At 46.4% G+C, this 12,920-nt stretch carries 10 protein-coding genes and 27 tRNA genes; 5 read left to right on the forward strand and 32 right to left on the reverse strand.

Annotated elements, in window-relative coordinates:
• Positions 1 to 509: 509 nt before the first annotated feature.
• Together J0895_RS17255 and J0895_RS17260 are read left to right on the forward strand one after the other, a co-directional pair.
• Positions 510 to 1,214, forward strand: a complete 705-nt coding sequence (locus tag J0895_RS17255; RefSeq protein ID WP_207089276.1) for a hypothetical protein — start codon at positions 510 to 512, stop codon at positions 1,212 to 1,214.
• 779 nt (positions 1,215 to 1,993) lie between these two features.
• Positions 1,994 to 2,368, forward strand: a complete 375-nt coding sequence (locus tag J0895_RS17260) for a hypothetical protein (RefSeq protein WP_207089277.1) — start codon at positions 1,994 to 1,996, stop codon at positions 2,366 to 2,368.
• Between the two features lie 356 nt (positions 2,369 to 2,724).
• Here J0895_RS17260 and J0895_RS17265 read toward each other — a convergent pair whose 3' ends face one another.
• From J0895_RS17265 to J0895_RS17410, 30 genes are all read right to left on the reverse strand, one after another.
• Entirely contained in the window at positions 2,725 to 4,158 is a 1,434-nt protein-coding gene (locus tag J0895_RS17265; RefSeq protein ID WP_207089278.1) for a vWA domain-containing protein, read from the reverse strand.
• A gap of 278 nt (positions 4,159 to 4,436) precedes the next feature.
• Positions 4,437 to 4,511, reverse strand: a tRNA-Met gene (locus tag J0895_RS17270).
• Positions 4,512 to 4,766: 255 nt separating this feature from the next.
• Complete coding sequence (locus tag J0895_RS17275) at positions 4,767 to 4,967, reverse strand: hypothetical protein (RefSeq protein WP_207089279.1); 201 nt, start codon at positions 4,965 to 4,967, stop codon at positions 4,767 to 4,769.
• A gap of 109 nt (positions 4,968 to 5,076) precedes the next feature.
• A tRNA-Ser gene (locus J0895_RS17280) sits at positions 5,077 to 5,162 on the reverse strand.
• Positions 5,163 to 5,275: 113 nt separating this feature from the next.
• Positions 5,276 to 5,347: transfer RNA gene (locus J0895_RS17285), tRNA-Asn, on the reverse strand.
• A gap of 198 nt (positions 5,348 to 5,545) precedes the next feature.
• Positions 5,546 to 5,631: transfer RNA gene (locus J0895_RS17290), tRNA-Ser, on the reverse strand.
• 4 nt (positions 5,632 to 5,635) lie between these two features.
• Positions 5,636 to 5,709 (reverse strand) — tRNA-His (locus J0895_RS17295).
• 6 nt (positions 5,710 to 5,715) lie between these two features.
• Positions 5,716 to 5,788, reverse strand: a tRNA-Ala gene (locus tag J0895_RS17300).
• Between the two features lie 320 nt (positions 5,789 to 6,108).
• Positions 6,109 to 6,182, reverse strand: a tRNA-Arg gene (locus J0895_RS17305).
• 6 nt (positions 6,183 to 6,188) lie between these two features.
• Positions 6,189 to 6,263: transfer RNA gene (locus tag J0895_RS17310), tRNA-Val, on the reverse strand.
• A gap of 5 nt (positions 6,264 to 6,268) precedes the next feature.
• Positions 6,269 to 6,340: transfer RNA gene (locus tag J0895_RS17315), tRNA-Gly, on the reverse strand.
• Between the two features lie 4 nt (positions 6,341 to 6,344).
• Positions 6,345 to 6,417, reverse strand: a tRNA-Thr gene (locus J0895_RS17320).
• A 9-nt stretch (positions 6,418 to 6,426) separates the two neighbouring features.
• Positions 6,427 to 6,504: transfer RNA gene (locus J0895_RS17325), tRNA-Met, on the reverse strand.
• Positions 6,505 to 6,517: 13 nt separating this feature from the next.
• Positions 6,518 to 6,591 (reverse strand) — tRNA-Leu (locus J0895_RS17330).
• A 41-nt stretch (positions 6,592 to 6,632) separates the two neighbouring features.
• Positions 6,633 to 6,706, reverse strand: a tRNA-Leu gene (locus J0895_RS17335).
• Positions 6,707 to 6,714: 8 nt separating this feature from the next.
• A tRNA-Pro gene (locus tag J0895_RS17340) sits at positions 6,715 to 6,788 on the reverse strand.
• A 4-nt stretch (positions 6,789 to 6,792) separates the two neighbouring features.
• A tRNA-Leu gene (locus J0895_RS17345) sits at positions 6,793 to 6,874 on the reverse strand.
• 13 nt (positions 6,875 to 6,887) lie between these two features.
• Positions 6,888 to 6,961 (reverse strand) — tRNA-Leu (locus J0895_RS17350).
• 17 nt (positions 6,962 to 6,978) lie between these two features.
• Positions 6,979 to 7,052, reverse strand: a tRNA-Gln gene (locus J0895_RS17355).
• Complete coding sequence (locus J0895_RS17360; protein WP_207089280.1) at positions 7,053 to 7,784, reverse strand: HNH endonuclease signature motif containing protein; 732 nt, start codon at positions 7,782 to 7,784, stop codon at positions 7,053 to 7,055. It lies immediately after the preceding tRNA gene.
• A gap of 92 nt (positions 7,785 to 7,876) precedes the next feature.
• Positions 7,877 to 7,949 (reverse strand) — tRNA-Asn (locus tag J0895_RS17365).
• Positions 7,950 to 7,956: 7 nt separating this feature from the next.
• Positions 7,957 to 8,054: transfer RNA gene (locus tag J0895_RS17370), tRNA-OTHER, on the reverse strand.
• Positions 8,055 to 8,059: 5 nt separating this feature from the next.
• Positions 8,060 to 8,149: transfer RNA gene (locus tag J0895_RS17375), tRNA-Ser, on the reverse strand.
• A 37-nt stretch (positions 8,150 to 8,186) separates the two neighbouring features.
• Positions 8,187 to 8,273: transfer RNA gene (locus J0895_RS17380), tRNA-Ser, on the reverse strand.
• 4 nt (positions 8,274 to 8,277) lie between these two features.
• Positions 8,278 to 8,364: transfer RNA gene (locus J0895_RS17385), tRNA-Tyr, on the reverse strand.
• An 11-nt stretch (positions 8,365 to 8,375) separates the two neighbouring features.
• A tRNA-Glu gene (locus J0895_RS17390) sits at positions 8,376 to 8,449 on the reverse strand.
• A 5-nt stretch (positions 8,450 to 8,454) separates the two neighbouring features.
• Positions 8,455 to 8,529, reverse strand: a tRNA-Trp gene (locus J0895_RS17395).
• 3 nt (positions 8,530 to 8,532) lie between these two features.
• Positions 8,533 to 8,607 (reverse strand) — tRNA-Ile (locus J0895_RS17400).
• 9 nt (positions 8,608 to 8,616) lie between these two features.
• Positions 8,617 to 8,691: transfer RNA gene (locus J0895_RS17405), tRNA-Glu, on the reverse strand.
• 56 nt (positions 8,692 to 8,747) lie between these two features.
• Positions 8,748 to 8,822: transfer RNA gene (locus tag J0895_RS17410), tRNA-Asp, on the reverse strand.
• A 492-nt stretch (positions 8,823 to 9,314) separates the two neighbouring features.
• On the opposite strand from J0895_RS17410, the gene J0895_RS17415 reads away from it, so the two are divergent.
• Both J0895_RS17415 and J0895_RS17420 read left to right on the forward strand, forming a co-directional pair.
• Entirely contained in the window at positions 9,315 to 9,974 is a 660-nt protein-coding gene (locus J0895_RS17415) for a glutathione S-transferase family protein (RefSeq protein WP_207089281.1), read from the forward strand.
• A gap of 72 nt (positions 9,975 to 10,046) precedes the next feature.
• On the forward strand, positions 10,047 to 10,739 hold the full coding sequence (locus tag J0895_RS17420) for a hypothetical protein (protein ID WP_207089282.1): 693 nt from the start codon (positions 10,047 to 10,049) through the stop codon (positions 10,737 to 10,739).
• A 90-nt stretch (positions 10,740 to 10,829) separates the two neighbouring features.
• On the opposite strand, the gene J0895_RS17425 is transcribed toward J0895_RS17420, so the two are convergent.
• Complete coding sequence (locus tag J0895_RS17425) at positions 10,830 to 11,225, reverse strand: alr0857 family protein (RefSeq protein WP_207089283.1); 396 nt, start codon at positions 11,223 to 11,225, stop codon at positions 10,830 to 10,832.
• A gap of 238 nt (positions 11,226 to 11,463) precedes the next feature.
• Positions 11,464 to 12,012 carry an HNH endonuclease gene (locus J0895_RS17430; RefSeq protein ID WP_207089284.1) on the reverse strand — a complete coding sequence of 183 codons (549 nt, stop codon included), beginning with the start codon at positions 12,010 to 12,012 and terminating at the stop codon, positions 11,464 to 11,466.
• A gap of 437 nt (positions 12,013 to 12,449) precedes the next feature.
• On the opposite strand from J0895_RS17430, the gene J0895_RS17435 reads away from it, so the two are divergent.
• Positions 12,450 to 12,785: a hypothetical protein gene (locus J0895_RS17435; RefSeq protein ID WP_207089285.1), complete on the forward strand. Its 336-nt coding sequence runs from the start codon at positions 12,450 to 12,452 to the stop codon at positions 12,783 to 12,785.
• Positions 12,786 to 12,920 lie beyond the last annotated feature (135 nt).

Raw genomic sequence — 12,920 nt, forward strand, 5'->3', positions numbered from 1 at the left:
GACTTATTAGAGGCGAAATGAGCAGCGCCCATTAGAATTAGGCTTTGGTCTAAGGCTATGCAAGAATCCCCGTGTCTTTAGACCGGGGAGTGTCAATTTTAACGAACGTCTTACATTGGACCTGACCTAAATCAACAATTCGGGCTGCACCCAGACCCTATATCGGTTTGCCTAAATTATTCCAGCAATTCATAAGGGGACAAGCCTCAAGAGGGTTTGGAGACCAAATCCTCTGATCTGATGTAGGGGTTTGGTCTCCAAACCCTCTTGATGGCGATCTCATTGCACCTCTACAAATACACCTTGACAGGGCTAGAGCAAGAGAGGGCATAAATCATTTAGGATTGCTATAGCAGCGAGGACTCCTGCATTAGTTAGGGGCGCAATTTACAAAATCCGCCTGGGGATATGCGATCGCCGTGACGAAAACCAACAGCAGATGCAATAATGCAATTTGTGGCAAATCACGCCCATGCTCACTCCCAAGTTAAATCCAACTCTAGGTAAAAATGCCAGCCGATCGCGAGATGAACCGTGACCCCCACCCCAGCAACCCACCCCAAACCACCGGAACCCTAGAATCCCGGCTGATTGTGCTGGTGCCTATCTTAGTCGGCGTCACCGTCATCTTATCTGCATGGCGAATGTTGCTGGGGGTCGCTGTGATCTCCGGACTGGGATGGGCGTGGAAACAATATCAACAAAAGGAACAACAACGACTTTCTAGCCTCAATGCCCTGTTTTATCAATTAATCCAAGATAACCAGGGACGTCTAACCGCCCTAGACTTTGCCATGCGTGGGGACATTTCTGGGACTGAAGCGCAAGAATATTTAGAGGAACGTGCTCGCGAGTTCGCCGCTGGATATGAAATCACCGATAATGGTGGCATGGTCTACTGTTTTTCCAGTATTAAATTACCAGAACGCTACCAAACCATCGATGTCGTTAGCGTTCCAGCTATGTCCGAACCGAAAGCCCCTAAAGCAGTGGCCCCGAAAAAGCGCCGGGTGGTATTGCCACCTCCGATGAATCAAACTGAATTGGCGACAAGGTTGGGGGTGCATCCAACTACCGTTAGCAAAAATAAGAACAAACCGGAATTTCTAGATTGGAGTCGGGAGAAAGATCCGGCAGGATTTGCCTGGACTTATGCACCGGCAACTAAGCAGTTTTTTGCGATCGAGTCAGAGGGCGATCGTAAACCGAAGTAAGGCAAATCGCGAAAAGTGAGAAACATATAGAATGTAAGGAAAGCCACAAATTGTCTCGAATAAGGTTTTAGGCTTCGGTCCTAGGCAGAAGTGGCGTAACTCGCTTGATCAGGTCAAGCTGGACCTAGGTAAAAAATTTTTTAACTCCCCCGAACTTTTTCCGATAACTACTCGTCTTAACTGAATTTTACCGATGATAGGGGCTATAAATTCCCAATCAATTAGCAAAAAATTAATCTCAACTGGATTGACATCTACCTCAACCTTGTGTTATGAATTAGATATCTCTCAAAAGTTATAACTTGAGAGAACTTAACTCAGAGCAAAGCCATCAACTATAACCCAGTCAAATCGGTTAGGTTGAAGCAGTCGGTTAAGCACCTGAACGAAAAACTTTCCGGCATTCCCTCTCAGGGAAAGAAGGTCTCTTTTCAGGAAGACCTAAGCACTCTTAGGGTATAAACGTCGGGGGTTCGCCCCCGGATTTGTTCCAATCAGGCGATCGTCTTCTAAAAGACGACCTCTAAACCAGTCTAAAGGGCCGCTACTACTAGGGAGAATCAACCGTTTTCCTAGGGTCCCGCAACATGGGTTAAATGTTAGATCAATCTACCAACCCGTTGCCCAATACCGACTGGATAGAGGTCATTCAAGTAGAGAATTACAGTTGCTCATGGGGATCGCTTATGGGGCGATCGAATCCTTTGTGACTTGCATTCTTAGACTTCAATATCGTCAATATCGTCACACCCAGCTCATTTTTCTAAAGGACTCAAACAATGTTTAACCATTCTATTCGTAAAATGTTAGCAGTGGCTCTCGTCTCAGTTCCCGTCATTTGGTCCGGAGGAACCTACACCGCGCAAGCTCAAGATGCTGCGGATGTAGAATTTACGCTGACTAATAACACCGGTCGCGACTTAACACATTTTTACATTGCCCCGACAGAGTCCGATGACTATGGACCAGATATTTTGCTAGATGGAGTGATCGGGCCAGGAGAAAGTTCAACCGTCACCATTCAAGATGGCATATCCACCTGCAGTTATGACTTATGGGCAACATTTGGACCGGGTGACGGTGTTGGGGTAGGGGATGTGTATCAAACGAATGTTAACGTTTGTGAACTGCCCGAATATACCTATAGCAATTAGGAGAATCCTACACTTTAGCTAGAACCCACCCATTCAAAGAAAGAAACCTCTCAGTGTTGTGTTTCTTTGAATGGGCGATTCTCCAATTTCACAACGGAGTGCGAGCATCTTGCTCGCTATTGTTCTAGCGAGCAAGATGCTCGCACTCCTCTATTTCCTACCCTTGAGGGTATTGGTTTTTCTGTATCTAAAACTAGCCAAAATCTCATAAAAAAAGACTGAAACTTCAATAGAAGTCCGTCTAATAGTCGGTGGTGATTAAGCCGTTCTCTCGTTGGCAAAGTCCACACTGCATTATGATTAAAAGTAGAATAGGTATAAAAAAGCAGGACGCGCCGTAGCGCATCCTGCTTCCTTTATTTATGTTGACGCACCGGCAGGGGTGTGTCCAGAATTTCCATCAGCAAGTCCAGTCGCGAGGGACGAGACAGCAAGGGGACGAGATTCGGCAATGAGTAGTAATCCCCGCCAAAGGTGAAGGTTTCCACTGGCGCTTGCTTGTTCTTGAGTTGAGTTTCTACCCAGTTGCAAGAATTTCCCACTCGGACGATGATCACATTCGGCATTATCGCCAGTTCGCGAGAATAGGTTTGGTAAACATCGGCGAAATAGGGATTAGTATTCTCACCTTCGTCTGTTACTAGGATGATTTGGTCCACAACCTGCTTTTTCCGACGCATGGCTTCTAAGGCACAACCGATACTGGTTCCGCCACCGGCGTTAATCCCATCGAAAGCGCGTTCCCAGTCGCTTAATTCACTGCCTTGAGCAGTAACTGGGTAAGGCATGGTATCGAAGGCATAGACATAGAGTGCTGCTTCGGAAATCCCGGAAATCATGGCAGCTAGACGCTTACCGACTGCGATCGCCGAGTCCATTGAACCGGATTTGTCCACCAGCAATCCTGTGGATTTGCTGATTTTCCCGCGCTTTTTGACTTGTTCATTGGTAATTTGTTCTAACTGCGCGGTGGTGGCAGCATCCAGGTTAGCAGCATCGGCAGCGACTCGCGCTTTGTAGGCAGAGACGCGATCGCTCGTTTGCGCTTTTTGTAATTTCCCCTCAATCAGTGCTTTGACATCGGGATGATCCATCGCACCTCGTCCTTGCAAGGATTTCAGGTTATTGATTACTTCCTGCGCCGACATGGAGTTAATCAGTGCGACTAAGACGGTTGGGGTTAACTGTTTAATTGCACCGACGGCGATCGGATAGGGGATATTATGTTCCACAATCAGCGCCGCTTGTTCTGCCGGATTGGGCGATTTTGCCAGTTGCTTCAGGATATAAGCGAGAGAATCCTGGGGGGGTTTGTTTTTAAACAACACCGCATCAGCGCGATCGCTCGGTTTGATATGCAAGCTGGCATACAGATGTTTCATTGCACTCCGGTTGCGAAGTGCGGCGCGATCGAAGAATTTGGCATTTTTTTCGCGATCGCGCAGGTATTGAGTCACTGCAGTGCGTGAGGAACGCGGTACTTTCCCCCGATGCTGCTTCATAAAGTCCACAACCCGTCCGACTTGATACGGAGGAAACCCTTGCAGCATCACAAAACCCGCTGACCGATGTGCGGTTAAAGGACTGGTGAGTAAATGTCCGACAAAAACTTCTTTATGATCTCGGACATCCCCATTTTTGCTATACCAAACCCCCAAATGACCATAGAAAATCGGGTCAACTTCCACCATCAATTGATGTAATTCCGCCACATCTTCCAGTTTGCGATGGGGAGTTGTCAGCAAACTATTCAAAATTTCCAGTCTTAAATCCCGTTCTGCTGCATCCATGAATGTCCTCCTTCTGTCTAAATTATTTTTTTTAAATGAGCTTTAAATGATTTGCCGATTTAACCTAAAAAAAAGAACACTTCGCGCAAGTTTAAAAAGCCTTTCGTTCACACATGGGAATTGAACCCACAAACCCTTTCGGGTACTCGATTTTGAATCAAGCGCTTTACCAGTAGCAAGTATGTAAGCTTTTTCAGTTAGGGCGCGAAGTGCTGGAATACTGCAAGCATGATGAAACTCGAAAAATTTAAACACCTCGTGCAAGTCCAGAAAGCCGTTGGTTCATACGCTTCAAATCGAACCTGCTGCCTTTACTTTATGAGAGTAATGCTCGACCATTGAGCAAGTATGTAAGCTTTCTGAATTAGGACACGAAGTGCCTGGATATTAAAACCATTTTGAACAGGAAAAATTAAAACACTTCGCGCAAGTCAAGAAAGCCGTTGGTTCATACGCAGGACTCGAACCTGCTAGGGTTACTAGGATAAAGTAATGCTCAACCAATGAGCAAGTATGTAAGCTTTTTCAGTTAGGGCGCGAAGTGCTAATTGTTGTCAAATCGTAGAAATCATTTGTAACTCCTAAATTCTGGCTAAATTCTGAGGAGTTTAACCGTAAACTGCTTCTGGACGAACGATTAAATCACCGGAAGGACGCCGATCGCAAACATAATCCTTGAAACGATTTTCGCTGACCTCCAAGTGACGGGCAAGCTGTTGTTTGATAGCTGCATCGGTCATGGATTCAGTAATGCCGATTTGACTTTCAGTAACGTCGTAAGAACGACCTTCAAAACGAATGTGAACCATGTTCTCTTCTCCCTAGAGAGGGTGGTAGAGGAGCTTCATCCTCTCTTGATCCGATTAAAAGTCGGATGCATCAACCGATCTGCCCACCACCCATTTTATACCATTTCATCGGAAGCTGGAGGAGTCGAACCCCTACGGATTTCCACCGTACCCCAGTGTTCAAGACTGGTTGCCGTCCCATCAGCAGCAGCTTCCATACATCACTTCAGGGATTTGCACCCCTAACCCATCTGTAACTCAAAGCCGACTGCAAACATCCGTCACACTTAAAATATTTCATCCTAACTTTACCTCTCACTTAAATGAAACTCCTCGACTTGGACTCGAACCAAGAACCCTCCGGTTAACAGCCGGATGCTCAACCATTGAGCTATCGAGGAATAGTCCCTTACCTGAAAGTTATGCACGAAGCATCTCACAGGCAAGAGAAAGCCCCTTTGGATGGAGTCGAACCACCGCCACTGACGTTCGTAGCATCAGTTTCAGATCCGCTGGCAAAGGGAAATCCACCAGGGAGGTACTGCCCCTCCTAACCCCGTGTTATCAGCACGGTGCCTCACTTTTCGGCCTCTGGTGGGTGGTGGAAGATGGAGGAATCGAACCCCTACAGTTACCCGTACTCTGGTTTTCGAGACCAGTTGCCGTCCATTCAGCAGCATCTTCCGCAGGGTGTCTGACGGGACTTGAACCCGCTAGGACTGGCTTCACAAACCAGCGTCTGGACCGCTTGGACTTCAGACACCATCAGTGGATCTGGCGGGGGTCGAACCCGCAACCTCTTCTTTGCAAGAGAAGCGTTCTCCCATTGGAACTACAGACCCGGATTCAGTAGACGATAGACTTAGGTGAGGCGATCGCGCTTGTTCGTGCAAGTGCTAGGAGCGTTTTGCGCTTTCTCAGTTACTAGAGGGACTCCGCCGATGGGTTTTTACACACTCTTTAAAGGATGGCTACTTTTAAGCCCACCTCTCGGGTTCTTGGTATTCCTCGTTCTCACGCGCCCACAGTTATTTCGTGGCACTTTTCCTCTCGTACTCAAGTATGTAATCTCCAAAAATTAGGGCACGCTTAGACGCGATCGCAGAAAGTTAGACCGTTTGAATTTCAGAAGATAATACCTCCTTTTTTAGTGAATAAAAAGCAAGAGTGGTAGGACTCGAACCTACATAAACCGATTTAGAAGATCGGGACTTTTTCCAATTAAGTTACACTCTCTTTTGTTGGTAGTCCTAGTCAGATTTGAACTGACAACATCTTGCTTGTAAGGCAAGCGCTCTACCGTTGAGCTACAGGACTCCTAAAGCGGATGATGGGATTTGAACCCATGCACTGAGACTGGCAGACTCAGATGCTTGCCACTACATCACACCCGCCGGAAGCTGGTGACAGGAGTTGAACCTGCAACCCATCGCTTACAAAGCGATCGCTCTGCCAATTGAGCCACACCAGCATTAAAAATTGGTGGCAGGGGCAAGATTTAAACTTGCTGATATTCAGTTTATGAGACTGACGAGCCAACCATTGCTCCATCCCTGCATAAATCACCAAAATACCCCTGACTGGACTCGAACCAGTACCCCCTAGATCCTTAGTCTAGTGCCTCTTCCAATTGGGCTACAGGGGCAAATTTTAAATAAGGCGATCGCTTGGGTGAGTTAAACCCAATACCCCTGACAGGACTCGAACCTGTAAAACACTCGGTCTGAGCGAGCGACGGTTTCCAATTACGTCACAGGGGCAAAAAAAATCGGGATGGTAGGATTTGAACCCACGACTCCTTGGCCCCAAACCAAGGCTTCTAAACCGCTGAAATACATCCCGTTTATACTCCTGGCGGGAATCGAACCCGCACTTTTTGAAAAAACAGATTTTAAGTCTGCCGCGTCTACCAATTCCGCCACAGGAGCGAGAGAACAAAGGTACTCCCGGTGAGACTCGAACTCACAATGAATCGCTTTTGAGGCGATCGCCTTGGACAATTACGCCACAGGAGCATGAAAATATTGTAGAACTGGGGAGGCAGGGTTTGAACCTGCATTATTCTGCTTTCAAAGAGCAGTGCCATACCATTTAGGCGACTCCCCATCATTGCAATACATTTGATGGTGAGGATAAAGTTTCCGCTTCTTTCAACCACTTTCTTATCGCGTTATCGGAAACGCCATACTCTCTCCCTGTCGCACAATACCCTTGATTTTGAACTTTTGCTTTTAATACGTCTAGAGGGGGTCGTTCTTTTCTTCTTTTGGCACCTTCTATTTTCGCTGCACATTTTCTACATAATTGCTTTTTGGAAAATTTGCTAATCAAACCACCACAATTACAGCAAAAAAAACAATTCGGTTTATTCTGCTTTAGATTTCTCCCTGCGAAAGTATTAGTTTGAGTATGACAGTTGGGACAAAGTATTCGTAAGTTTTCTAGGCGATTATCATTGCCTACACCATTAATATGATCGAGCTGCAATGATAAAGGTTTACCATTCCACTCAGGCAAACAACCACACTCATAGCACTGATTTTTCAAAAGACCTTCTTGAATCAGTCTTTTTTTTAGCTCTGAACGACTGTAGTCAGATTCACGTCTTAAAATTTGTGTCAGGGATTTTTGGCGATTTTTGATAGAGTTCTTCAGGGCTACTATATTGTCTCCCTTGGGTGGAACGATTCCATGTTTATTGCACCACTTATAGAATTGCTTATAATTACCTCCAGCCGATCTCAACCCCAAGTATTGCAGGCATTTTTTAACCGATGAACAATGTTTTACCGCTTGCTGGACTTTAGATTTATCTGACAGTACACTCTTTCGACGCATGGCTCACTGGTACGCTATCTACTATAGTTAGCGTAACATAACCATTTCTCCAAAGTAATATATTGCCAATTCAAGTTCAAACAAGGCCGTGAATGCCGGGGTAGGAGTTGAACCTACATTTTTGTGGATAATAGTCACAGCGACTTGCCAATCGTCCACCAGGCAATACCAGTCCCCCAGGTCGGTTTCGATCCGACGACCTCCTGTTCTAAGTCCTTCGGACAGGCTGCGCCAACAAACAGGCGCTACTACCAACTGAGCTACCGGGGGATATAAGGAGAGAGAGGGATTTGAACCCTCGTCGGATCTGTTAAATCCGATCGGTCTTTCCAAGACCGCGCCATCAGCCTCTCGGCCATCTCTCCAGGTTGGGTGAAATTCACCCAGTTTATACAAAAAAGGCGGAGAGGGAGGGAGTCGAACCCTCGACGGTCGTTAAACCGCTCTTTCTTAGCAGGAAAGCGCCTTAAGCCACTCGGCCACCTCTCCAGAATGGGCTGGGAGGGACTTGAACCCCCATGTTTAGCACAATAGCACTTGATTTACAGTCAAGCTCCTTCACCAATTTGGATACCAGCCCATACAATGTGACAGTGCCGACGGGATTTGAACCCGCAGACGCTGACTTGAAAGGTCAGTGGCTTTACCAATTTGCCTACGGCACCACAGTTGGCGCAGGGACTGAGATTTGAACTCAGATCAACGGTTTTGGAGACCGTCATGTTAGCCGTTACACTATCCCCACATTTGGTCGCAGCAGCGGGATTTGAACCTGCATAAACCCAGTTATGAGCTGGGGACTTTACCATTAAGTTACACTGCGATATGGATTTGGTAGCCTCAACGGGAATTGAACCCGTATCCCAGCCTTGAAAGGGCTATATCCTAACCTTTAGACGATGAGGCCAGATCCATTTCAACCGAATTTTTTTCTGGGTTTTTCCCAATTTAATCCGGGCTGAACGGGAGTGACGGGACTTGAACCCGCGACGACTTGTTCGACAGACAAGTGCTCTACGCTAACTGAGCTACACCCCCATGAAATCAGCCTTAGATTACATGGAATTTGGGAAAGTTTGGCGGTTGATGCGGTGGGAATGATTCAAGGGAATTATCCCCACCGATTGAGTCCTCCATTGTTTCCGTTTTCATTAAAATGGCCCTTTAATTATTCAGTTTTCAAGGTTCGAGATGGGCGGTTGGGTGGAGCGTTTTGCTCTGTTCCTCTCGCTTCATATTTACATACTACATAAATACTACAAGACTGTCAAGGGGTTTTGGAAAAATTTTTGATTTTCTTTTAAAACTATTTTTACAATGCTTGCTATGAAAGGGTTTTAGCGAATAATCGGGCTAAGATGATTCCGCAAAATTGACATACTACAATGAGGAAAGACTGAAGTATGGACTGGATCCTAATGGGCCAGGAGGAACGGTGGTTATGGTCTGGGGTAGAGTTGCGTTTGCCAGGTTCTGGGATTGGACCCAAAACCGAGTAAAATCGGAAGGTTATCCTCAAAAAATAAGGCCATGTTGAAGCTATACTACAATCTGATTTCTTTTAATTCTCGCCGGGTTTGGATCTCCTTGTTAGAAAAAGGACTGCCGTTTGAATTGGTCCCGATGAAACTGGATGGTGATCAGTTCCAATCGGAGTTTCTGGCGCTCAACCCGTTTCACCAAATTCCGGTTTTGGAAGATGAGGGATTTGTGATCGTGGAGTCTTTGGCAATTTTGGATTACTTAGAGGCGAAATATCCAACACCTTCTTTACTGCCGTCGAATCCGCAGATGTTAGGGACGGTGAAAATGATAGAACTTTTGACCTTAACTCAGATGATGCCTCCGATGCGGCCCTTGATGATGGATTGGATGGGTTTTTCAGAAGAAAGTTCGGAAAAGTTGCAGGAAGCTAAACAGAATCTGGCCCAGGTATTACGCTTTTTTGAAAGTAAATTAGCCGATCGCACCTATTTTGGAGACCAACAACTCACCCTGGCTGATATTGTCGCAGGAACTGCTATTCCGTTTTTGCCGAGTTTGGGATTACCCCTGGAAGATTATCCTCGGTTGAAAGATTGGTGCGATCGCCTGATGACCCGCGAGAGTTGGAAACAAACCCAACCTACTGCTCAACAAATTACAAAATTTAAAGCCCAAATGAAAGCCCTCCTGTCCCAGCGCCAGTAATTTCAGGCACTTTGTTCACAAAATTGTTATAATCTAACCACTGTAAAACAACAGGAGGACTCATTGATTTTCATGAGCATTTCTTTAATCAATGTTGCCCACTACTACAAACAACTTCCGCATCAAAATCAAGCGCTGACTATCCTGCAAGAAAAAATAGAATCGACTCATCCCGAGTGGTTAAGCGATGATTCGGCATTTACGCGAACCTGGAGAAACCAAACGGACAATCCGAGGTTTTCTCCGGAAGTCGAGATTATTTCCGACCGGAAACAACTCCGAGGGGAGTGGGGGGGAAATACCTATACCATTGATGTCGATGAACTGAATGTATTGGTTTTGGATAGCTACGATATAGAAACGGGAAATCAGGTCGATCGCGAACTGACTGGCGATTTATTTGCCGAGGTAACAGTTAATCCGTTGACGGGACATATTGTGGTGGGTGTTGTGCTGGATTATTTTGCTGCCACCACCACCAGTGGCATTTTTATCATTGACCCGCAACCGGGAGGATATGCGATCTATCGCGCTCAAGTCCCGGGACCGAGACCCTTTCCGAATGAATTTTCAACTTATGGGTTGAGGCTTATTAGTTCCTTGAGGTTTGTAGAAGAAAACTTGCTGGTGGAATATGGGGATGCGGCCAGTAATATTTCAATCATGACATTTCAACCGGGAAATACTCCGGCAATGGAATATGTAAATTGTGTGGATGTTGTGGTCCGAGAAGGTCCTGGATTGTGTTCGCGAGTGACTCAATAAGAATGGCGATCGCGTAAGCGAATTAAAGGGAAAATATTGGCCCACCCCCAATGAACCCAGGGTTTTAAAATCACCCTGGGTTTATTGGCTTCAATCTACTTCCTTGAGCAGGGAAACTCCCGCATTCGCTTCCTCAGAACACTTGAGAATATAGAACTCAGCCCGATCGCTCAAGGCGGTGACAAAGACCCCAAAATCGTTCTGAGAATCCGTAGAGATCCAAGTCCCGGTGAGGCTGACTTCAACATACTCGCGATCGGCAACGCAGATGGAAATCATTTCGCTTGGATCGTTTAACGCCTCAGCTTCCAGAAATTTCAGTCCGGGCAAATCTACCGGCAGCAAAAACGACGCACTAGAGGGTGCGATCTCGATGCTTTGACCCACACGCATCGCCACGACAACACGGGTCGCCACAATCTCCTCAATGGAGTCAGGCAGACGCTCTAGGTTAAAGCCGGTTTCAGTATAAATGAACTTCAGCATTGCCAGTGGTCTCTCGTCTTTGTGAGTTATTCTTGCTTCGCCCTTGAGTGAGAGTCTGAGTCGCCCGAGTTCATGGGATTTACAAAAAAGGGCGAATATAGGGTATAGAATTGTGAAACATCAAAATTTTATTGAACGATTGGCAATTCCCAATCTCAGATTTACTCCGTCTAACCTGTTTCCTTGAGGTTTTCTCTAAAGAATGTGTACAAATTGTACATCAAATCCCCGGGTTCTCTCACTCGTACCTGTTCAAATCGCTCCAGAATTGTTCTGCAAACGAGATCGCCGGATGGATGGGGGCCTTGAGTTTCATTTTGAGGGACATTCCGGCTTCCATCGGAGTGCGATCGCCCTTGCGAGAATTGCAACTCATGCAGGCGGTTACGACATTATCCCAACTGTGACTCCCGCCTCTGGATTTAGGCAAGACATGATCCAGGGTTAAATGTTTTGTACTGCCGCAGTATTGACAGGCATGGTGGTCCCGTTTGAGGACTTCGCGACGGTTGACCGGAGGCACCTTCCAAATCCGTTCAGTCCCCGTAATGGTGAGGCGGATATGGAGAGGAACCATCACCACTTGAGAGGGCGATCGCACCTCATACATTTGAGGGGTCTCCAGGCCAAAGTCAGTGCTATTACTGCCATCGCTTAACTCCAAGGGTTCAGCTTTGCCTGTAATTAACAGGACAATTGCTCGCTTAATGTTGACTCGGCTAATCGGTAAGTAGTTTTTAGAAAACACCACCACCGATTTTGTTAACACATTAGTTATGCTGCTCACGACTCGACTCCAGATAAAACAGCCCCCACTTCCTGATTCAGGGGAAGCGGGGGCTGAAAAAACTCTGATTATTAGGGTCTTCTCGTCCTAGGTGAGTAAGGCACTTGATGCCTATCCCTCCCGCTTCTTATATGAATATTTGGCCATGCTGATAGATGACCTAACTCGGATTTAAAATCCTCGCTACTCTCGAAATCTCGGTCCGTATTCCTATCATACTCAACCTTCCCGATGGACTCCAAAGCTATAGCCGATGTCACGAGGCGATCGCCTGCGGCAACATCACGGCCCAAGCCATTGGCATACTGTCCGGTGATTGTAGAAAGGATGGGTAAAAAGTTCACGTTTAGATTTTTTGAAAGCAAGGACTTGAATTCTCCACTAAACATACTACACTAATATTACAGAGAATGTAAACCACCCCGAGGAAAAAAGTTATGACTGCGATTACTCGAACACCCACCACCGAAATGGAAGTCACCAGCATCCGCTTAGAGAGATCTCTGAAAGAAAGCCTGAAAGCCATCTCTGGAAATCAAGGATATCAAGCCTTGATTCGAGACGTGCTCTGGAATTACGTCCAGCAAAAATCAGGAGAGTATCGACCTTCATTTTCGAGAGACGATATTCGCGCCAGTTTAGATGCGACGGCCCAACGAGAGGAACGGTGTGTCCTCACCGGCAAAGTGATTCGACCACAAGAACCCATGTTATTAGGCTTAACCACCGGCGGCGATATGGTGCCGCTGAGTATAGAGAGTTTGGTTGGATAGTCGAGTTTCCTGCCTTCTTGTGGCATTTTCAAGCCAAGGCAACCTATTTTTGGGTTAAATATTTAGAGGCGATCGCATTTAATGGGCGATCGCCTCTGTCGTTCTTCAGGTCCAATGGGTCCCCTACCCTTGCCA

The sequence above is a fragment of the Phormidium pseudopriestleyi FRX01 genome (genome assembly GCF_017313335.1).
Lineage (GTDB): Bacteria > Cyanobacteriota > Cyanobacteriia > Cyanobacteriales > Laspinemataceae > Laspinema > Laspinema pseudopriestleyi.

What these genes read in the sequence shown, in the direction of transcription:
- J0895_RS17415 (WP_207089281.1), top strand. Translation starts at nt 9,315, where the DNA reads ATGTTGAAGCTATACTACAATCTGATTTCTTTTAATTCTCGCCGGGTT.
- J0895_RS17260 (WP_207089277.1), top strand. Translation starts at nt 1,994, where the DNA reads ATGTTTAACCATTCTATTCGTAAAATGTTAGCAGTGGCTCTCGTCTCA.
- J0895_RS17275 (WP_207089279.1), bottom strand. Translation starts at nt 4,967, where the DNA reads ATGGTTCACATTCGTTTTGAAGGTCGTTCTTACGACGTTACTGAAAGT.
- J0895_RS17255 (WP_207089276.1), top strand. Translation starts at nt 510, where the DNA reads ATGCCAGCCGATCGCGAGATGAACCGTGACCCCCACCCCAGCAACCCA.
- J0895_RS17265 (WP_207089278.1), bottom strand. Translation starts at nt 4,158, where the DNA reads ATGGATGCAGCAGAACGGGATTTAAGACTGGAAATTTTGAATAGTTTG.
- J0895_RS17420 (WP_207089282.1), top strand. Translation starts at nt 10,047, where the DNA reads ATGAGCATTTCTTTAATCAATGTTGCCCACTACTACAAACAACTTCCG.
- J0895_RS17435 (WP_207089285.1), top strand. Translation starts at nt 12,450, where the DNA reads ATGACTGCGATTACTCGAACACCCACCACCGAAATGGAAGTCACCAGC.
- J0895_RS17425 (WP_207089283.1), bottom strand. Translation starts at nt 11,225, where the DNA reads ATGCTGAAGTTCATTTATACTGAAACCGGCTTTAACCTAGAGCGTCTG.
- J0895_RS17360 (WP_207089280.1), bottom strand. Translation starts at nt 7,784, where the DNA reads ATGCGTCGAAAGAGTGTACTGTCAGATAAATCTAAAGTCCAGCAAGCG.